The organism is Variovorax sp. YR266 (genome assembly GCF_900107295.1).
In the GTDB taxonomy this organism is placed as follows: Bacteria; Pseudomonadota; Gammaproteobacteria; order Burkholderiales; family Burkholderiaceae_C; genus Variovorax.
Map to the genome: position 1 here is coordinate 215078 of NZ_FNPM01000002.1, position 19174 is coordinate 234251.

The 19174-nt window shown below is 64.0% G+C and carries 19 protein-coding genes; 7 read left to right on the forward strand and 12 right to left on the reverse strand.

Translation table 11 applies throughout. The features are described from left to right. The first annotated feature begins 23 nt into the window (after nucleotides 1-23). On the forward strand, nucleotides 24-974 hold the full coding sequence (locus tag BLW48_RS06560; protein ID WP_256330718.1) for a LysR family transcriptional regulator: 951 nt from the start codon (nucleotides 24-26) through the stop codon (nucleotides 972-974). 204 nt (nucleotides 975-1178) lie between these two features. On the opposite strand, the gene BLW48_RS06570 is transcribed toward BLW48_RS06560, so the two are convergent. Continuing rightward, nucleotides 1179-2159: an AraC family transcriptional regulator gene (locus BLW48_RS06570; protein WP_093173541.1), complete on the reverse strand. Its 981-nt coding sequence runs from the start codon at nucleotides 2157-2159 to the stop codon at nucleotides 1179-1181. A gap of 113 nt (nucleotides 2160-2272) precedes the next feature. Here BLW48_RS06570 and BLW48_RS06575 point away from each other — a divergent pair, with 113 nt between their 5' ends. The 3 genes from BLW48_RS06575 to BLW48_RS06585 all read left to right on the forward strand — a co-directional run bounded on the left by BLW48_RS06575 (nucleotide 2273) and on the right by BLW48_RS06585 (nucleotide 4878). Continuing rightward, a complete protein-coding gene (locus tag BLW48_RS06575) occupies nucleotides 2273-3004 on the forward strand; it encodes a putative quinol monooxygenase (RefSeq protein WP_093173543.1) in 732 nt (243 codons plus the stop codon). A gap of 24 nt (nucleotides 3005-3028) precedes the next feature. Next, nucleotides 3029-3448, forward strand: coding sequence for a DUF1330 domain-containing protein (locus BLW48_RS06580; protein WP_093173545.1), 420 nt, complete (start codon nucleotides 3029-3031; stop codon nucleotides 3446-3448). A 290-nt stretch (nucleotides 3449-3738) separates the two neighbouring features. After that, entirely contained in the window at nucleotides 3739-4878 is a 1140-nt protein-coding gene (locus BLW48_RS06585) for a hypothetical protein (RefSeq protein WP_093173547.1), read from the forward strand. 131 nt (nucleotides 4879-5009) lie between these two features. On the opposite strand, the gene BLW48_RS06590 is transcribed toward BLW48_RS06585, so the two are convergent. From BLW48_RS06590 to BLW48_RS06615, 6 genes are all read right to left on the reverse strand, one after another. Continuing rightward, nucleotides 5010-5357: a hypothetical protein gene (locus BLW48_RS06590; RefSeq protein ID WP_093173549.1), complete on the reverse strand. Its 348-nt coding sequence runs from the start codon at nucleotides 5355-5357 to the stop codon at nucleotides 5010-5012. Nucleotides 5358-5550: 193 nt separating this feature from the next. Continuing rightward, nucleotides 5551-6456, reverse strand: coding sequence for a LysR family transcriptional regulator (locus BLW48_RS06595; RefSeq protein WP_093173551.1), 906 nt, complete (start codon nucleotides 6454-6456; stop codon nucleotides 5551-5553). A gap of 38 nt (nucleotides 6457-6494) precedes the next feature. Further along, the gene (locus tag BLW48_RS06600; protein ID WP_093173552.1) at nucleotides 6495-7301 is read right to left on the reverse strand and encodes an oxidoreductase; all 807 of its coding nucleotides are present in this window, start codon (nucleotides 7299-7301) and stop codon (nucleotides 6495-6497) included. A 40-nt stretch (nucleotides 7302-7341) separates the two neighbouring features. After that, nucleotides 7342-10419: an efflux RND transporter permease subunit gene (locus BLW48_RS06605; RefSeq protein ID WP_093173554.1), complete on the reverse strand. Its 3078-nt coding sequence runs from the start codon at nucleotides 10417-10419 to the stop codon at nucleotides 7342-7344. Next, nucleotides 10416-11525, reverse strand: a complete 1110-nt coding sequence (locus tag BLW48_RS06610; RefSeq protein ID WP_093173556.1) for an efflux RND transporter periplasmic adaptor subunit — start codon at nucleotides 11523-11525, stop codon at nucleotides 10416-10418. Before BLW48_RS06610 ends, BLW48_RS06605 begins: the two co-directional genes overlap by 4 nt. Before the next feature lie 82 nt (nucleotides 11526-11607). Further along, the gene (locus BLW48_RS06615) at nucleotides 11608-12225 is read right to left on the reverse strand and encodes a TetR/AcrR family transcriptional regulator (protein ID WP_093074232.1); all 618 of its coding nucleotides are present in this window, start codon (nucleotides 12223-12225) and stop codon (nucleotides 11608-11610) included. Nucleotides 12226-12332: 107 nt separating this feature from the next. Between BLW48_RS06615 and BLW48_RS06620 the strand changes: the two genes are divergently transcribed. Then, nucleotides 12333-13790: an efflux transporter outer membrane subunit gene (locus tag BLW48_RS06620; RefSeq protein ID WP_093173558.1), complete on the forward strand. Its 1458-nt coding sequence runs from the start codon at nucleotides 12333-12335 to the stop codon at nucleotides 13788-13790. 50 nt (nucleotides 13791-13840) lie between these two features. After that, nucleotides 13841-14071 carry a Med9 domain-containing protein gene (locus BLW48_RS34950; protein ID WP_143047729.1) on the forward strand — a complete coding sequence of 77 codons (231 nt, stop codon included), beginning with the start codon at nucleotides 13841-13843 and terminating at the stop codon, nucleotides 14069-14071. Between the two features lie 46 nt (nucleotides 14072-14117). Here the strand turns inward: BLW48_RS34950 and BLW48_RS06625 are convergent, their stop codons facing one another. Beyond that, nucleotides 14118-14813 carry a Crp/Fnr family transcriptional regulator gene (locus BLW48_RS06625; RefSeq protein WP_093074236.1) on the reverse strand — a complete coding sequence of 232 codons (696 nt, stop codon included), beginning with the start codon at nucleotides 14811-14813 and terminating at the stop codon, nucleotides 14118-14120. 101 nt (nucleotides 14814-14914) lie between these two features. Here BLW48_RS06625 and BLW48_RS06630 point away from each other — a divergent pair, with 101 nt between their 5' ends. Beyond that, nucleotides 14915-16498: a tannase/feruloyl esterase family alpha/beta hydrolase gene (locus tag BLW48_RS06630; RefSeq protein WP_177142284.1), complete on the forward strand. Its 1584-nt coding sequence runs from the start codon at nucleotides 14915-14917 to the stop codon at nucleotides 16496-16498. Nucleotides 16499-16636: 138 nt separating this feature from the next. Here BLW48_RS06630 and BLW48_RS06635 read toward each other — a convergent pair whose 3' ends face one another. From BLW48_RS06635 to BLW48_RS06645, 4 genes are all read right to left on the reverse strand, one after another. Further along, nucleotides 16637-16942, reverse strand: a complete 306-nt coding sequence (locus BLW48_RS06635; protein ID WP_093074240.1) for a high-potential iron-sulfur protein — start codon at nucleotides 16940-16942, stop codon at nucleotides 16637-16639. Beyond that, nucleotides 16939-17097, reverse strand: a complete 159-nt coding sequence (locus BLW48_RS35350) for a hypothetical protein (protein WP_177142285.1) — start codon at nucleotides 17095-17097, stop codon at nucleotides 16939-16941. The genes BLW48_RS06635 and BLW48_RS35350 overlap by 4 nt, the downstream gene beginning before the upstream one ends. 84 nt (nucleotides 17098-17181) lie before the next feature. Further along, a complete protein-coding gene (locus BLW48_RS06640; protein WP_093173562.1) occupies nucleotides 17182-18624 on the reverse strand; it encodes a trypsin-like peptidase domain-containing protein in 1443 nt (480 codons plus the stop codon). Further along, nucleotides 18625-19047, reverse strand: a complete 423-nt coding sequence (locus BLW48_RS06645; RefSeq protein ID WP_093173564.1) for a universal stress protein — start codon at nucleotides 19045-19047, stop codon at nucleotides 18625-18627. Nucleotides 19048-19174 lie beyond the last annotated feature (127 nt).

The following is a 19174-nucleotide window of genomic DNA, read 5'->3' on the forward strand; positions in this document are numbered from 1 at the left end:
TGCCCGATGATCTGAATTCCCCAATGTATTTGGCAAAGGCGCCGCCGGAACGCCAGGAGCGGCTCGACGGCGTGACCTTGTTCGTGGACGTCGTGCGCCTCGGCGGCTTCACCCGCGCAGCCGAGCACCTGAGCCTCACCCGCTCGGCCGTGGGCAAGGCGATCGCGCGCCTGGAGGCGCGCCTGGACGTGCGCTTGTTTCATCGCACGACGCGCGTGCAAAGCCTCACCGAGGACGGCCAGATCTACTACGAACACTGCCTGCGCGCGCTCGCGGAGCTGCAGGCTGCCGAGGCGCAGATGGAGTCCGGCCGGCACCAGGTGGCGGGCCGTTTGCGCGTCTCCATGCCGGTCTTGTTCGGCCGCCATTGCATCGCGCCGATCCTGCTCGAACTCGCACGCGAGCATCCATCGCTCGAATTGCTCCTGAGCTTCAGCGACCGGCCTGTCGATGTGCTGGCCGAAGGCTTCGATCTCGCCGTTCGCAGCGGCTTCCTCGGCCACGAAAGCGAAGGCCTGCGCGCACGCAAGCTGGTGGTGCAGCGCAAGCGCGTGTGCGCCTCGCCGACCTACCTGGCTGCACACGGACGACCGCAGAACACGGGCGAACTGGCCTCGCACAGCATCCTCATTTACCGGCGTGCCGACCGCATCAACACGTGGCAGTTGCCCGATGCGACGGGACGCATCACGGAGATGCCGCTCAGCTCACGCCTGCAGCTCGACGACCTGGAGGCCATAGCAGACGCAGCGACGGCCGGCCTCGGTCTCGCGTGGTTGCCCGAATGGCTGGTGAGGGAACGCCTGCGCACAGGGGCGCTGGTCAGCGTGCTGGACGACCAGCCCGGCGCCGCGATGGATTGCTACGCCCTCTGGCCCGCTGCGCCGCACATGCCGCTGCGCCTGCGGCTGGCGGTGGATGCGCTGGTGGAACAGCTGCCCAAGGTATTGGGTGTGCAGGGCGAGGTCGGGTAGCGAGGCGCAAGCAGGAGCACTCCCCCACTCCTGCTTGTTTCGCAATCAACCGATCGTGCCTTGGTCGAGTCCGTCGGCTCGAACGATGTCTTTGCGCCGTATTGAGGTGCAGACAGGTCCGCGATCGACAAGACCCGCGAGGGGGCGCCGGTGATCGCCACCAGTTCCTGAATGACGCCAGAACCGGCGATGGGCCGGGCGCAGCTAGCGAGCCGCGTCGGCACTGGTTTTCTGCCGCAGATCCTGGACATCGCGCCGCGGCGGCGCGCCGAACAGACGACCGTATTCGCGGCTGAACTGCGACGGGCTCTGATACCCGACCTGGAACGATGCGCTCGAAGCATCGATGCCTTCGGACAGCATCAGCCTGCGCGCTTCGTTCAGGCGCAGCCACTTCTGGAACTGCAGCGGGCTCATGGCCGTCAGGGCACGGAAATGCCGACGGAAACGCGATGGACTCATCTGCACGTCGGCCGCAAGCGTCTCTACGCGCAGCGGCTGCGCGAAATTCAGCTTCAACCATTCGATGGCACGCGCGATGCGCTGGTTGTGGCTTCCTGCCGACGCCATCTGCCACAGCCGCGCGCCCTGCTCGCTCATCAACAAGCGATAGAAGATCTCCTTGCACATCATTGGCGCAAGCACCGGAACGGCCGCCGGATCGTCCAGCAGGTCGACGAGCCGCAAGAAGAGTTCGAGGAATTTCTCCGTCGTTTCGCCCAGAACCAGGCCCGGCAGCAAGCTCGCCTGTCCCTCCAGCGCCGGCGGTTCGGCCTGCAGGACGAGCTCCGCGATGCTGCGTGCATCCAGCGTCAGCACCAGGCTCAGGTATGGCCGGTCTGGGTGCGCCTCCACTGCCTGCAACACCACCGGCAAGTTGAGCGCGGCGAGGAGGAAGCGGCCACTGTGATAGCTGTAGGCATGCTCGCCCAGCAGCGCGCGCTTGGCGCCCTGCACGGTCAGCGCAATGCTGGGGCCCACCATGCAGTTCATCGGCTCTGTCGGCTCGTCGTGACGATAGAGCGTCAATCCCGGAACGGCGGTGTCGAATTGCTCGGTGCCGTCCGTCCAGCGGGCGATGCGCTGTGCCAGCGCGGCTCGCAGGGCCTCGAACGTATCCGGCTGTACGCCGGAACTGGGCCGCTCTTGCTTCACTTCTCTTTCTCCAAGGCTGAAATGGCGCATGGTAGGGCGTACTTGCCGGTCGCTTGTCCATTACCTGCGGAGACGGTCGGATCAGGCAAGAACTTGCGCGGATCTGTCTATCGAGGCTGTCGTGTTTGCGCCAAGAATGACGCATGCCATTTCCGACCATTCGCGCGCCCAGGCATTTCTGGAAGCTCGCACTCTTCGGCACGTCGCTGTTGCCGCTGGCGCTGAGCGAGACAGCGCTCGCCCAACCGGCCTCGACACCGCTCGTGCGATTTGCAGAACTCGATGTCGACAAGACCCGACTCGACGACTTTCGCAAGGCCGCGCGCGAAAACGCCGAGGCCAGCATGCTGGAGCCGGGAGTCCTCGCCTTCCACGCCGCGGCGGAGAAAGACAATCCAGCTCGCGTCCGCGTGTTGGAGATGTATGTCGACGCGCAGGCCTACAGGGCTCACGTGCAGACGCCCCACTTCCAGAAATTTCGCGCGGAGACCGACGCCATGATGCTGCGCCGTGAACTGCATGAAGTCGTACCCGTGCGTCTTGGAGCCAAGGCAAGCCTGAGCGGCCAGCCGCTCGTGCGCGTGGCGGAACTCACGATCGATCCAGCCCAGCTCCAGGCCTACAAGGATGCCGTGACGGAAGAAATCGACACGTCGATCCGCATCGAGCCGGGCGTGCTGGCAATCTATGCCGTTGCACTGAAGGCGCAGCCCGCTCAATTGCGCTTCTTCGAGATCTACGCGGATGACGCGGCGTATCGATTGCATATCGACTCGCCGCATTTCAAGAAGTACGTCGAGACCACCAAGTCCATGATCGTTTCGCGCAAGCTCATGGAGGCGCAGCCCATCGCCCTCGGCCTTCCCTCACGCTGAATTCACCACACCACGCTTGCATCCATGATCTCGTTCACCCATATCAAGAGCCTGCAGATTGCCGCTCTTGCCGCCGTCGTCCTGAGCGGCTGCGCAGCGGATGCCGTGCACACGCAGGCTTCTGCCACCAAGGCACCGGCCTACTATGTCTCGGAATTCGAGGTCACGGATCCGGAGGGCATCAAGCCCTACAGCGCGCAAGTGGACTCGACCTTCAAGCCCTTCGGCGGCTACTACTTCGTGCGGGGCGGGCAGGTCAACTCACTCGAAGGCGAGCCTGGCAAACGCATCGTCATGATTGCCTTCCCCAGCCTCGAGCAGGCACAGGCCTGGTACGACTCGCCAGCGTATCGGGCGATCCGGCCCATTCGCTTCAAATCGGCGAAGTCGCGCGTCTACATCGTCGAGGGCGCTCCGCATGTGCCAGAACACGTCCTTCGGTAACGGGCCAAGCAAGAGAAGAAGACGAAAGCATCCTCCCTGAAACCATCGAATCAGCCTGCGCGGCCTGCGGAACGCCGCATGTTCTTCAAGGCAGTGGGCAGAAGGTTCAGATAGCGCCCCGAGACTTCGCTTGCGCATCCTCCGCACGCGTATGTGCTTGCAGGCACGTGTGGTCAGGCGAAGGTCATGGAGCGCTGCCATAAACGCGGCATCGTGCGGGAACTGCAGGCCTGCAAAGGTTGGCAGCCGCACGACCACATCTTCGATTGGATACAAGCCACGCGCCTCTCATGAAACTACTTGAATTGCTGCACAGAACTGCGCGTCTGCTGACGATCGGCTGCGGGATCGCCCTCTTCGCTTCCCAATGCCTTGCTGAAACCGAAGTGCGTGAAGAGCGGCTCATGCTGCCTGTCCGTGTTGCGCCCGACAAGGTCGAGCTGCTCGAGGCGTTCGTGGTTCGACCTGTCGGCGACGGGAAATTTCCGGTTGCGCTCATCGTGAACGGCTCCAACGGAAAACTCGAACCTTCGGACATGCATGCCGATTGGTTGTCCCATCTTGCCCATGATTTTGCGCACCGCGGCTGGTTGGCCGCGTCGGTGGTCTGGCGCGGCTATGGCGACTCGACAGGCGCCGTTCAGGACGAGGCCGGCACTTGCAAGGCGCCTGACGTTGCGCATTACTTCGATGCGCATGCCGACGACCTGGGCCAGGTGCTGAATGCACTGCACAGCCGACCGGACGTCGACCCGGCGACGACGCTGGGTGTCGGCTTTTCGATCGGCGGCGCCTCCATGCTGGACCTGGCGGCCCGCGCGGATCATCCGTTGACGGCCGTGGTGAACATATCGGGCGGCGTCTACCACCACAATGCCACTCCTGGTGTGCGCGCCTCGGGCTGCGATCTCTTCGATGCGGACCTCGTCCGCACCATGAACGGGTTCGGGAAAACGTCGCGGGTACCAACGCTGTGGCTATACGCGGAAAACGATCCGTTCTTCGGCCCGAAGCTTATGGAACGCATGCTTGTCGCCTATCGCTCAGGCGGCGGCATTGCCGACTCTGTTCTGCTCCCGCCGTTTGAGAAGGACGGGCATACGCTCTTTCGCTGGCAAGCCAGCGCGCTGACGCGGCCGGAAATAGACAGGTTTCTTCGAAGCAACCGTCTCCCCGCGGGAGATCGCGTGGACCTGACGGCGTTTCTCGATGGCTTGCCGCCGGAATCGCGCCAACAGGCGATGCTCTATTTCCACGGTGTCCCCAATGAAAAGGCCATGGCGATGTCGGCAGAAGGCGGGCGTGTCTACTGGGCTCAGGACGCCCACTCCCCGGACAAGGCACGAAACTCCGCCCTTTCCTACTGTCGCCAGAAGACGGGGCAGTCATGCCGGATATTCGCGGAGAACGATCGCCTGACGGGCAGCTAGCTGTTGCGGCGTGAGTTGCGACTCTACAGACTTGCACAAGCGTCTCGGCTTGGCCCGTCAACTCCGCCCCCTGTACCACTCAAGATGAACGCCCTGCGCATCGAATTCTGGCATCAACAGGTCCGGGGCTTCTACTTCGCAGCGTTAACCTGCTGCGGCTGATTCAGGTACTGGGACGGAATAGCGTCTCTGTAGTAGGCCTTTCCAGTGAGGTTCTGATTTGCCGAATGCGCCTCCTTGACTGCTTCGGCATGGACGGCATCCCGGGACTTCGAGTACCCGAGTGGAGCAGCGACTCCACTCGATGCGGAATCCCGATAGGGGTCTTCCTTTTTCGCCACGGCTGCGGCCTCTGCGTCGACGTCCGCCCGAGAACGAACGCTGGAGCTTTGGAGTACGCCATCGTAGATCTCTGCCTGGGCGGTCGAAGCGAAAAGAAGCGCAAGAAAAGCGCCCTGAGCAATTTGAATCTTCTTCATATCGGTCCTTGAAAATTGTCGGCTGGTACTTTCTCGGCTCAAACTTTCATCGATCTGAAAGTTGTCGGCCAGAGAACGCAATTTTCTGGTGCGTTATTACCGTCGAAGTACGAGTACGTAGCAACGCCGCGTCTTCAAAGCGGAAACCTCATCCCTCTTCGCCTAGGAGGTCGAGCAAGTCGACCGTTCTGGCTCAAGCACCGCGTGCAGGCTTGAGAGGTTTGATCCGGTCCTCAAGAAAGTTCAGGAAGGCACGCTGTACCGCCGTACTGTGTCGCCTCTGCAAGTAAACAGCCGACAGCCACATGTCGCTGCGAACGAACTTCGACAACGCCGGCACCAGCCGTCCGCTTTCGATGTAAGGCGCCAGCATGGCCGTAGGCAAGTAGAGAACCCCTGCTCCCAATAACGCGGCCTGGATCAGCGGCGCCGCCTCGGTTGCATTCAGGCGTCCGCTCACGGGGACTTCCAATGGAGCACCGTCAACCTCGAAACGCCACTTCGGTTGAGGGTTCAGATGTGTGCTGACCAGCGCGTTGTGGCTGGCGAGATCATTGGGGTGAGCCGGCATGCCGTGCGCTGCCCAATACATCGGCGCAGCACAAACGCTCAGGTCCATCGCAATCAATTTTCGAACAATGAGATTCTCGTTGGCCGTCGGCGCAAACCGCAGTGCGATGTCAATGCCGTCCTCCGCCAGATCTACGATCCGGTTGGTGAGGACCAGGTTGATGCTGACTTCCGGATAGTGGCCCAGAAAGGTATTGATAAGCGCTGGAAGCTGCGTCTGGTCTATGCCATGCGGCGCGGAAATGCGCAGGCGTCCGCGGGGAGTCAACGCCCGATCCTGGAGTTCTGCTTGAGTTTCTTCCACCAGTTCCAGCATGGGTTTGCTTCTTTCGAGCAGCAATACCCCGGCGTCCGTCAGACTTACAGCGTGGCTGGTGCGGTTCAGCAAACGAACACCGAAGCGGCTTTCCAGCGTCGCGATGTACTTGCTGACGGTTCCTCTGGACAGCTTCAGCTGACTCGCGGCGCGGGAGAAGCTGCCGGAGCCTGCAACTTCGCTGAAGGTTCTCAAGAGATCCAGGCTATCCAAGGGCTTCTCCCGGCTTTACGAACCGCAAGACGAACTCTTCAGGTGAGGCCGAGTTTTTTTCTGAGGCTCGCATCGACGAGCCCTGCGGGCATGAAGCGGCGCAGTTTCGTCAGGATGGACGCCTGCCCCGGTGGCGTGCAACGCATGCGCCAGGGACCGAGTGCCGCCTCAACGATGGTATTTGCCACGCTCTGCGGCCCGGGCGCGCTGCCGACGCTGTCGGTCACAGAACGCTCGACCAGGTCGCGTTCGCGGTCGTAGTCCCCGATCGGCGCGTTCGCACGGGGCGCGTTGGCGTCAAGGTTGGTCCGGGTGAACGCCGGCTGCACCAGCGTCGCGCGAATGCCGAACTGTCGCACCTCGTGGTCCAGCGACTCCGACAGCCCTTCGACTGCATGCTTGGTGGCCGCATACATTCCCATGTACGGTGCCGGCAGTACACCGAACACCGAACTGACATTGACGATTCGCCCGCGATGCTGCTTGCGCATGTACGGGAGCACGGCGCGCGTGGTGCGAAGCATGCCCAAGACGTTGGTGTCGAACAGCGCCGCGGCCTCTGCCGTCGCGGTCTCCTCGACTGCGCCGATCATCATCATTCCCGCGTTATTGACCAGCACATCGATGCGCAGGGCCCTGGCAATGATGGATTCGATGCCGGCCTGCACCGATTCCTCTTCCCGGACATCCATCTCGACGAACTCGACATCGGGCAGCGCGGGCACCTTGCGCAGGTCGCGCGCTGTGCCGAAGACCCGGCAGCCTCGCGCGGCAAAGATTTCCGCAGCGACGCGTCCGATGCCCGATGACGCGCCGGTCACAACAACAACCGATGAAACCGACATAGTGTTTTCCTTCGATCGGAATGAGTGATGAAACGCGCCGTCAGTGCGTCGCCGCGTTGCCGCTGCCCGGCCTGATCCTGAACCAAATAGAGTACATGGCCGGCAAGAACACCAAGGTCAGAACCGTCCCCGCCAAGGTGCCGCCGATCAGCGTGTAGGCGAGCGCTCCCCAGAACACCGAGTGGGTCAACGGAATGAAGGCCAGGATCGCCGCCAGCGCCGTCAGGATCACCGGTCGCGCACGCTGCACGGTGGCTTCGACCACCGCATGGAACGGGTCCAGCCCCTCCTGCTCATTGTGGTGAATCTGCCCGATCAGGATCAGCGTGTTGCGCATCAGGATGCCCGACAACGCGACAAGTCCGACGAGCGCATTGATGCCGAATGGTGCCCGGAAAAGAATCAGCATCGGCACCACGCCGATCAGGCCCAGCGGACTCGTCAGGAAGACCATGACCATCGCCGAGATGGAGCGCACCTGGAAGATGATGATGAGCAGCGTGATCGCCAGCATGATCGGGAACAACGGCAGCATGGCCTTGGTTGCCTTTTCCGACTCCTCGATGGAGCCGGCCTGATCGATGCGATAGCCGGGCGGCAGCTTGTCCACGAGGGGCTGAAGCTGATGGGTGATGGCCGTCGATACGTCCGGCGGCTGCAGGCCATCGGCGATGTCGCCATGCACGGTGATCGTCGGCATGCGGTCGCGCCGGCGCATGACCGGTTCTTCCATGCGTACGTCGACCTCGCCCACCTGCGACAGCGGGATGCGTTGCCCGTTGGCGCCGGACAGCGTGAAGTCCGCAATTCGCGCCGGGTCGAGGCGGATGGCGCCAGCCGAGCGGGCCACGACCTGCACCGTGCGAATGTCCTCGCGCACGGCGGTGACAGGCACGCCACTCAGGAAGAACTGCAGCTGCTGCGCCACCGCGGCGGAGGTCAGCCCCACGGCCTGCAACCGGTCCTGGTGCAAGGTGAAGTGCAGCGTGGGCGTGCGCGTGCCCCAGTCGGTGTTGACCGTGCGCATCATCGGACTCGCATCCATGACCTGCTGCACCTCGGCCGCAATATTGCGCAGCTTGTCGGGGTCCGGACCCGTGACCCGGTAGGCGACGGGGAACGGCGAATACGGGCCGAACACGAGCTGGGTGACGCGCACGCGCGCCTCGGAGGCAAGACCGTCGGCGATCGCCTGGCGCAGCCGGTGCTTCAAGGCATCACGCTCTTCCTGGCTGGCGGTGCGGACCACGATCTTGGCGAACGACGGATCGGGCAGCTCCGGCCCCATCGCAAAGTAGAAGCGCGGCGCGCCCTGCCCGATGTAGGCCGTGACGATATGGGCTTCCTTCTGCGTGGCCAGCCACGCCTCCACCTTCGCCGCCGCGTCGCTGGTCTGCGTGATCGATGTGCCATAGGGCATCTGCACCTCGACCAGCACCTCGGGGCGATCGGAGATCGGGAAGAACTGCTTCTTGACCAGTCCCATGCCAAGAATGGCCGCCACGAAAAGGCCGACCACCGCACCGGCGACCAGCCACTTGCGCGCGATCACGCGCGCCAACACCTGACGCAGACGGTTGTAGCGCGGCGTGTCGTAGATCGCGGCATGGCCGCCCTCGACCTTCTTGAAGTCGGGCAGCAGCTTGACGCCGAGGTAGGGTGTGAAGACCACAGCGACGACCCAGGACGCGATCAGCGCAATGCCGACGATCCAGAACATGTTGCTGGTGTATTCGCCCGCGGTCGATGGCGCGAAGCCGTTGGGCATGAAGCCCACAGCCGTGACCAGCGTGCCCGAGAGCATCGGCGCCGCGGTGTGGCTCCAGGCATAGGCGGAGGCGGCGACGCGGCTGTAGCCCTCCTCCATCTTCACCACCATCATCTCGATCGCGATGATCGCGTCGTCCACCAGGAGGCCCAATCCCAGGATCAGCGACCCGAGCGTGATGCGGTCGAAGTTCTTGCCGGTCGCGGCCATCACCACGAAGACGATCGCCAATGTCAGCGGCACGGCGGCAGCGACCACGAGGCCCGCACGCCAGCCCATGCTCAGGAAGCTCACGAGCATGACCACCAGCAGCGCGGCGAAGAACTTGACCATGAATTCGTCGACCGAGGCGCTGATGTTGACGGCCTGGTCCGTGACCTTGCCCAGGCTCATGCCCAGCGGCTGCTCGGCGTTGATGGCGCTGACTTCGTGATCCAGCGCCTTGCCCAGGTCGAGCCCGTTCCAGCCTTCGCGCATGACAACGCCCAGCAGCAGGGCTGGCTCGCCGCCGTTGCGGATCATGAAGGTCGCAGGGTCTTCATAGCCACGCTTGACGGTGGCGATGTCGGACAGCTTCAGGGTGCGGCCCTGTGCCACGACCGGCGTATCGCGGATCTTCTGCAGCTCGTCGAAGGAGCCGTCCAGGCGGATGAACACCTGGGGCCCCTTGGTTTCGACAGAGCCCGCCGGCGTCAGGGCATTCTGGCCATTGAGCGCGCCGAACACGTCCTGCGGACCGATACCCAAGGTAGCCAGGCGCTCGTGCGAGAACTCGACATAGATGCGTTCGGATTGCTCGCCGGCGATGTTGACCTTCTTCACGCCCGCCACATGCAGGAGGCGCTGGCGCAGCGTCTCCGCGTCGCGCACCAGCAGGCGCTGCGCCTCGCCCTTGGCCTTGAGCGCGTACAGCGCAAAAGTGACGTCCGCGTATTCGTCGTTGATCATCGGCCCGATCACACCGGCCGGTAGGTTGCCCGCCTCGTCGCCGACTTTCTTGCGGGCCTGGTAGAACTGTTCCTGGACCTGCGAGGGTGGCGTGCTGTCGAGCAGGGTCAGGGTCGTGAAGGCCAGGCCGGGCCTGGTGTAGGTTTCGGAGCGGTCGTAGTAGCGCAGCTCCTGCAGGCGCTTCTCGATCTTCTCGGTGACCTGGTCCTGCATCTCTTGCGCGGTGGCGCCAGGCCAGGCGGTGATGATGGTCATCACCTTGACGGTGAAGGCGGGGTCTTCCGCCCGGCCCAGCTTGAAGAACGAAACAAGACCCGCCAGCGAGATCAGGAAAATCAGGAACAGAGTGATGGAGCGCTCGCGGACCGCGAGCGCCGACAGGTTGAATCGGCCCTCGCTCACGGGCGGACTCCGTCAGCAGCAGCCTGGCCCGCCACCCGCACCTGCTCGCCCTCGTGCAACAGGTGGGCGCCGAGCGCGACGATGCGGTCGCCTTGCTTGAGTTGGCCGGCGACGATGCGTGCGCCGTCGTCTTCCAGGTGCTCGACCACGACCGGCCGCCAGTTGACCTTGGCCGGCTCGCCGCCGATGACCCACACGCCTGGCCCCTTGCCAGCATCGAACAGGGCGCCGATCGGCACCTGCAAGCCACCTTGCGCAGAAGAAAGCCCGTCCGGAATCCGGATGGTGACCGTGGCGCCCAGCGGCGCGTTGGCAAGGTCGCCCTTGAGCACATAGCGCGCCTCGAAGGTGCGGGTCTGCCGATCCGCGGCCTCCGAGAGCTGCCGCAGCGTGGTCGGCACCGTCACACCCTCTTTGCCGAAAAGCGTGGCCTGCCCGCCGGATCCGACCGCCGGGCGCAGGGTCTCCGGCAGCTGGACAACGGCTTCGCGCGGACCGGCGCGGGCCACGCGCACCACGGCCTGCCCAGCGCTCACGACCTGGCCGGGTTCGGCCAGCGTTTCCATGACGACGCCATCGCCGTCTGCCACAAGCTCGGCATAGCGGCTCGCGTTGCGGGCCACGTCGGCCTGGGCCTCGGCCGCGCTGAGCTGGGCTTTGGCGGCGTCCGCGGCCGCCTTGATCTGGTCGTAGGCCGATGCCGAGATCGCACCAGTGCCGCGCAGATCGCGGTAGCGGGCTTCATCCTCCGCCGTCTGCTGCGAGCGCGCCCGCGCGGCGACGACCGCCTCCAGCTGCGCATGGGCCGCGAGCTTCAGGTCGGCAGGGTCGATGCGCATGAGCAACTGACCGCGCTTGACGGCCTGCCCCGCGTCCACAAGCCGCTCCAGCACCTTGCCGGAAATCCGGAATCCCAGGTCACTCTGGACCCGGGCGGCTACGGTGCCGGTGAAGGCGCGCGATGTGGCACCGGCCCCCTGGACGGTGGCGGTGCGCACCTGCGGCGCTTGAGTGCGCGGATCGGACGGCGATTTTTCGCCGCAAGCGACCAGCGCGAACGGCAGTGCGCAGATGACTGCAGAGGTAGCAAGGCGGCGCCAAAGCATGAGAGTCCCGGTGACGAAGTGATCAGGACCCGCATTTTGATACCAGTGACCAATTTAGTCAATAGTCACATCGATCCTTGCCTCATGGCGAAAGGCTGCGCAGCACTAGGCCAGACAGTTGCGCCGGCGCTTCGGCCGTATGGTCGAAGCTGTGCTGCAGGAGAAGCGGATTGATGTAGGGGCGCATGACAAGGTGGATGGCCCCCACCGCCTCGTCCAGCGGCGTCTTGCGCTCGAACTCGCCCATTTCCCGCCCTTCGCGCAGGATGTCCTGGAGCAGTTGCCGAATGCGCTCTTCATAGACGACTACCGCCTGCCACCGCTCGGTGGCCGCCGAGATCGCGATTTCGTAGAGCTTGCGATCCTCGGAGAACAGCCGAAGGCTTGCTTCGACCACCGACTTGAACATCCGACGCAGCTTCTCAGGGGGGCGATCGGCGCCGTCGACGGCTGCCCGGACCTCGGCTTCGATCTCGCGCAGGCAGTTCGCGCAGATCATTTCGCCGATCGCCTGCTTGGACTCGAAGAACTTGTAGATGTAGGCCTTGGAAAACCCGATGGCCTTGGCGAGGTCGGAGACGGTCGTCTTCTCGTAGCCATACCGGCTGAAGTGCTCGGTCGCCGCGGCAACGATCTGGTCCCGCACATCGTGGTCGGCAGGGCCGCGCGCCACAGCCGGAGAAAGAGTTGCATTGCTCATGGCCGACAGCTTACAGCGAGCAGGGGAAATCAACAACGAGTGACCATATTGAATTATAGTCACATCAATTCGACGCCTCTTTCCCGCCCTCTTTCCGGAAGAATTCCATGCTCCAGCGCGTTTTTGTCCCGCTCTTCGCTGCCAGCCTCGTCGCAGGTTGCGCGGTCGGCCCCAACTATGTCCGGCCCGATACGCCGCTGCCGCAGCAGTACCTCGGCCAGGCGGCCGTCGATGCACGACCTGCCTCAACCAGCGTCGACCGACTCGCATGGTGGACAGGTTTCGGCGACCCGCAACTGGCTCGGTTCGTCACGCTTGCACTGGCGCAGAACCTCGATCTTGTGCAGGCGTCCGCGCGCGTCGCTCAAGCGCGTGCGGGACTGGGGGCGGCGAATGCTGCCTTGCTGCCTTCGGGAAGCATCAGTGGACAAGCTGCCCGGGCTTATCAGTCCGTTGAAACGCCGCTGGGACAAGTCTTGAACTCGAGGCCCGGCTTCGACCGCTACGGCAATGCCTACGAAGCGAATCTCGGTGCAAGCTGGGAAGTGGATGTTTTCGGCGGCCTGCGCCGTGGACGCGAAGCGGCACTTGCCGAGTACCAGGCTTCGGAAGCAGGCGCGGCCGCAACAAGGTTGACCGTGGCGGCGCAGACCGCCGACATCTACATCAGCATCCGCGGACTGCAGACTCGGCTCGACGTGGCGCGCCGGCAGGTGCTCACGCAGCAAGAGTTGCTGTCCAAGGTCAATCTTCTGTACGGCAAGGGGTTGACGGCCGAACTTCAGGTGCGGCAGGCCGAAGGCGCGCTGGCCCAGGTTCGAGCCTCCGTTCCAGTCCTCGAGGCGGGGCTGGACGCGGCCATGAATGCGCTGGATGTGATGCTGGGCTCGCCCCCGGGCACGCACCGGGCGGAACTGGCCAACTTGGGTGCCATCCCGGTCGCCCCGCAGATCACGGACGCGGGAACGCCGGGCGACTTGCTCAGGCGGCGGCCCGATCTGATCGCGGCCGAGCGCCGCCTCGCCGCATCGAACGCACGCATCGGCGTCGCCATTGCCGAGTACTACCCCAAGCTTTCCCTGAGCGGCCTGATCGGCAGCGCGACATCGGTGTCCGGCGGCAACCTGTTCACCAGCGGCGCAAGCCAGGCCGCTGGCGTGCTGGGCCTGCGCTGGCGCCTGTTCGACTTTGGCCGCATCAACGCGCAGATCGATCTCGCCAAAGGTCAGGATGCCGAATTGCTAGCCGCGTATCGGCTGGCCGTGCTGCGCGCTACTGAAGATGTGGAAAACGCCTTCTCGGCCCTGGTCAAGCGCGAGGAACAAGCCAGCGTGCTTGCTCAGGGCGTGGACTCGCTCGACCGAGCGCGAGGCGCTTCATTCGCGGCCTACCAGAAAGGCGTTGTCAGCCTGATCGAAGTGCTTCAGGCAGACGAGAACCTGCTGCGCGCTTCCGACGCGCGAGCACAAGCGCAAACCGAATCGGCGCGCGCCGCGGTCACCGCCTTCAAGGCATTGGGGGGTGGCTGGCAACCAAGCGGAACCGACGCGGTTGCAACCCGATAGGTGCCGTCCGTGTACGACCCTTTGCAAGCACTTGAACTGGGGGAATCAAAATGAGTGATGACCGCGGTGCTACGGAAAAACCTGCGCCAGGCTTCTGGCGGAAATTGATACTGGCGCTTGAAGGTATGGACGAGTCCTATGTAGCGGACTTGGAATCGCGCATTCGCATGCTCGAAGTCGAGGTAGCTCGACTTGGTGAACTCGAAAGAAAGCGTGGCAACTCCTCGCCGCACTGCGCTACCTGGAATGCTTCTGATGCCTCCGGCTCGATGACATCCTGACCCGAAGGCACGAGGTCTTACGCTGCCGTCGAATGGCACGAGGCCCTTACTCCGAGTGCTCGCGCGCGTACACCCGCAAGCCATCGACATTCAAGACGTCGATGCTTCCGTAGCGGATGTGAAGCAGGCCCGCTTCCTCCAACTCGTGCAGGGCACGATGGGCGACCTGGCGGGAAATTCCGGCCAACCGGCCAATCTCCTCCTGCGAAATATGCAGGACTGGATGGGTCTGGGGGTTGAGTTGAGGATTGAAGAGTTCAGCTAGGCAGCCCGCCACACGCGAACTGATGTCGTGCATCCGATAGCTCTCGGCCAGCGCAATGAACTGGCCGAGCCTTGCGTTGAGCTGATCGATCATGAAATGGCAAAAGCTCAAGCTGTTGGCGACCAAGTAGTGAAAGGTCTGGCTCGGCATCAACGCAATGCGGGTGTCGCGCAGCGCGACAACGCCATAGGGACGCAACTCCCCCTTGAGAACGGAACCTTCCCCGAGCCAACCGCCATTGGTGACCCCGGTCAATGTGGTGCTTCGGCCGTCCGCCGACAGGACGTCCACTTTGACCATCCCTTCGACGATTCCGATCCAGTGCGTCGCCGCGCTTGATTTGTGGCAGACGATCTCACCAGCCGAATAGAAGCGGTCCTGCGTTTCCAGTTCGACGCGCTGAAGTTGGTCGCGCGTCAGTCCGCCAGCCCAAGCAGCCGCTCGCAACATCGAAATGGTCTGCGCGTGATTTGTCATCGGAAAGACTTTCTTCCTCGGCCTTAGTGCCTAGCATGCGCTGCGCAGGCGACGGCCTGAGTCGTCTGAGTTTATGTGGCAGTACGAACAGGAGACAAATCATGAGAAACCCTCTCTCGATGGCAGGCTACGCGCTGCTGAGCATTCCCATCCTGCTGACCGCCTGCGGCGGCGGAGGTGACGGCGCAGGCAACTGGCCGGTGCTGTTCCCGACACCGGCGCCAACGCAAACACCGCCGCCGACACCGGTTGCGACGGCGCAGGAGAAGTGCTCGATCTTCGCCGGCGCTTCGCTTGCCGGTGCAGCGCTCAAAGAGGCGACGCTCGTCCCGGCGGCAGCAGGAGCCGCGGAGTACTGCAAGGTCACGGGCATCCTGCACGGCACGCTCAACTTCGAAGTGCATCTCCCCACTGTGTGGAACAACAAGCTCCTGTATGCCGGCGGCGGCGGTTGGGACGGCAGCATCAACATCACGCCCGTCTCGCCAAGCGGTGCAACTGCCGGCTACGTACTCGTGGCCTCGGATGGCGGGCGCCAGGGAGACGCCTTGGACGCTTCGGCCTTCCTGAACAATCCCACGGCTCAGGCGGACTTCGGCTATCTCTCGATCCATTCGGTCAATGAGGTCACCAAGGAGATCGTTCGCAAGCGCTATGGCTCGGATGCCGCGTTCAGCTATTTCGAGGGCTGCTCCAATGGCGGCAGGGAGGCATTGATCCAGGCCACGCGCTTCCCGAACGACTTCGACGGCATCGTCGTACGTGCGCCGGCCTACTCTTTTACCGAACTGTTCCAGGCCTTCGTCGCGAACGGAAAGGCGCTCGCCGCGCCGGGCGGGCAACTCAGCGATGCGAAGGTCTCGCTTATCGGGAAGACCATCACCGCCCAGTGCGACGCACTGGATGGTATTGCCGATGGCATCGTGAGCAACCAGGAAGCCTGCACGTTCAACCCGGCGGTGTTGCGCTGCACGGCAGGCGATGCCGACACATGCCTGACTGATCCACAGATCGCGACTGCCAACACGATCTACTCCGAGCTCAAGCGTAAGGACGGGACAACCGTCTACCCCGGCTGGGGACCTGGCGGCGAAGACCAGGGCTGGCCCCTGTGGGTGACAGGCTCCGCCATCGGCGGAACCGGCCTCCAGTTCCAGTTCGGGAGCGGCCTCGTCAAGTACTGGGTCACGGGCGATCCGGCCTTCAACGTGCTTGGCTTCGATCCGGAGTTCTACTCCGCGGGACTGCGGCTCGCGGCCACCACGCTCGATGCGACGCCGGACCTTCGCTCCTTCTTCGGGCAGGGCGGCAAGATGATCCTTGCCCATGGAACGAACGACTGGGCGATCAGCTACAAGGGCTCGATCAAGTATTTCAACGATGTAGCGACCACGGTCGGCGGCGCATCCACGCGGGATGCCTCGATGGAGTTCTTCCTCCAGCCGGGCGTTCAGCATTGCGCCGGCGGTGTCGGTCCTGACACCGTCGACCTTGTGGACGCAGTCGCGAAGTGGCGAGAGGGTGGCACAAAGCCCTCCACGCAAAACATCGTGGCGACGAAGCTGGATTCGACGACCAAAGCTCCGGTACTTGCGCGCCCCTTGTGCAAGTACCCGACCTTTCCGAAATACAAGGGCAGCGGCGACGTGAATTCGGCGGACAGCTACAGCTGCCAAAGTTCTTGAGCGTCTTCATTTGCTGAGGTAGCCCTACTTTCCCGTGTGTCCGGCCGTCGCCTCGCGCGGCCGGTCCATGCCGTGTGCGCGGACGCGCTCGACACGGAAGCGAAGGTACCCTTCGACAGCAACACTCAAGTTGCGCTGCTAGGCCTTCTTGGCCCAAGCGCTGCACCAGCCTTTGGCACTGACCTGTTTTCCAGCAAACAACGCACAGTTACCTTGCGCGTCCGTCGGCTTGGATTGCCAGAGCGCGCAACCGCTGCATAACTGGGCGTTGTCGTGCTTGGGAAATTTCTTCGCGTCGGCCTTCGACGAATCGGCGACGTAGCCCAGAGCCGCAGCCTGCGGATCCTTTTCTTCAAGCCGGGCCTGCGCGAACGAGCTGGGGGCGGAAATGGCAGCGCCCGTCGCGGCAAGCGTGAGCATGAAGGTGCGGCGGCTGGAGTTCATCGTGAGTCTTTCGTTGTGTTGGAGACGGAAATCAGGTTGCCCGACGCAGAGTTGCGCTCGCTCAGACCCGCAAGCACGAGAACACCCGTGGCCAGGAGCGTGGCGATGCAGAACCCCAGGGTTTGCAGGGTTCCGCTCAATGTGATGTTGTTCATGGGACGACCTCGTTATGGGTGATTGGCATTGCCTGCGGCCATTCTTGGGCGAGCGGCCGCGCGCGACCTTGCGCAGGATCAATCTCACGGCGTCCGCGCGGTGGCATCGCCCGCGCCTCGCGCCACAGGGGCACGTTGCGGACCGCGCGGAAGAATCGGCACATAGCTGCGGGTCGAGCCGCGCATGACCAGCAAAGCGACCGTGTCGCTCTCTTTGATGGACTGGATCGCTGCATCGAAATCCGCCAGGCCGGCCACTTGCACGTCGTTGACCGCGATCAGCATGTCGCCGTAGCGCAACCCCGCCCGCTGGGCCGAACCCGAGGCCGATTGCACAAAGAGGCCGGGATCCAGAAGGCTGATGCCCAGCACACCCTTTCGCTCCGAGAGTTCGAGCCCGAAGCGCGTCTCTTGCGGCAAGGCACGCGCGGCCAGCCGAGGCGCGAGGTCCGGTGGGATTTCTGCCACGCCTACCTGCATCGTCAACGGCGTCCTGTGGCGCCAGACTTTCAGTGCGAGCAGGCTGCCCTTGCGGGCTCCAGCTACACGATCCTGTATGTCGGCATAGGGCATTGCGGCAGCGCCATCGACCGCCAGCACGACGTCGCCGCTGCGAAGCCCCGCCTGCTCGGCGGGGCTGTCCGGGTCGACGCGCACCACCAGCGCTCCCAATGCGGTATCGAGCCCGAAGGCCGGCGCGAGTTCGACGGTCAGGGGCTGGATGCGGGCACCGATATGCCCCCGCATCACCCGCCCGGTGATACGAAGCTCGTCCGCAATGTGCATCGCCGTGTCGATCGGCAGGCTGAACGACATGCCGGAGTACCCACCGCCGGGCGAGTAGGCCATCGAGTTCATGCCGACCACCCTGCCCCGTTCGTCGAACAACGGCCCGCCCGAGTTGCCCGGGTTGAGCACGACGTCGGTCTGGATCAGCGGCACCCCGCTCCCACCTGGCACGTAACGCGGATTGGCGCTCACCACGCCGGCGGTCACGCTGCGCTCGAAGCCGAAGGGAGCGCCCATCGCGGCGACCCATTCGCCCGGGCAGAGCTCGCTGCTGCGGCCCACGGTGACGACCGGCAAATCGGACGCCGCGACCCGCAGCAGCGCCACGTCGGTGCGGCGGTCGATGCCAATCACTTCGGCATCGAAGCGGCGCTGGTCCTCGGTGACGATGGAGATCGCCTGGGCACCGGTCACCGCGTGCGCACTGGTCAGGATGTAGCCGTCGCGGCGGAAGATGAACCCCGATGCGAAACCGCGCTCAACGCCGCGGCCCCATTGAGCCGGCGCGCGCTGATCGCTGTTGGCAACCCAGTCGTTGCCCGTGCCGGCGACTGTCACGCTCACCACCGCAGGCGACTGACGCGCTGCGGCCGCCACGAAATCAGAGCCTTGCAATCCCGACGACGTGCGCTCAAGGCACGTCGATCGCGTCTGCGACCAAGCGCTCGTTCCGCCCGCCAGCGCGAATGCACCGAAGGCGGCCACGATCACGCCCCGTGCCAGGGTTGCGGCACTCATTCAACGCACCAGCAAGACCGGCACCGTGCACGCAGCCAGTACCTTGGTGGCAACCGACCCCAGTACCAGGTTGGTCAAGGTGCCATGGCCCCGCGAACCCATCATCACGAGGTCGAACTGCCCCTTCTGCGCGAACGAAGCTATCTCTTCGGCGGGATGACCGATGCGGTGCTCAAAGCGGGCTTCAATGCCGTTCCTGGCCAGTAAAGCGCGCACGGGCTCGAGCACCACCCGCGCATCGTCTTCGTAGTACCCGTGCACGATGTCCGGCCCTGCGAAGGCCGCGGCTCGATGCGGCACAGGCAGCACCGCATGGAAGACGGTGAAGACGTGGTCCGCATTCGCCCATTCCTTGTGCGTGGTCAGGTAGGACAGCATGCGATTCGTGTAGTCGCTGCCATCGACGGCAAGCAGGATTTTCATGATGGTTCCTTCGGCGGAGACGTTCCCCGGTGCAAGGATGGTCCTCGCGCACCCGGCGCCTCGCCTTGCGCCAAATCAAGAAATCCGATGGCTCGTGGCGCGCTGGCGCGACACCGCCGGTACTTGA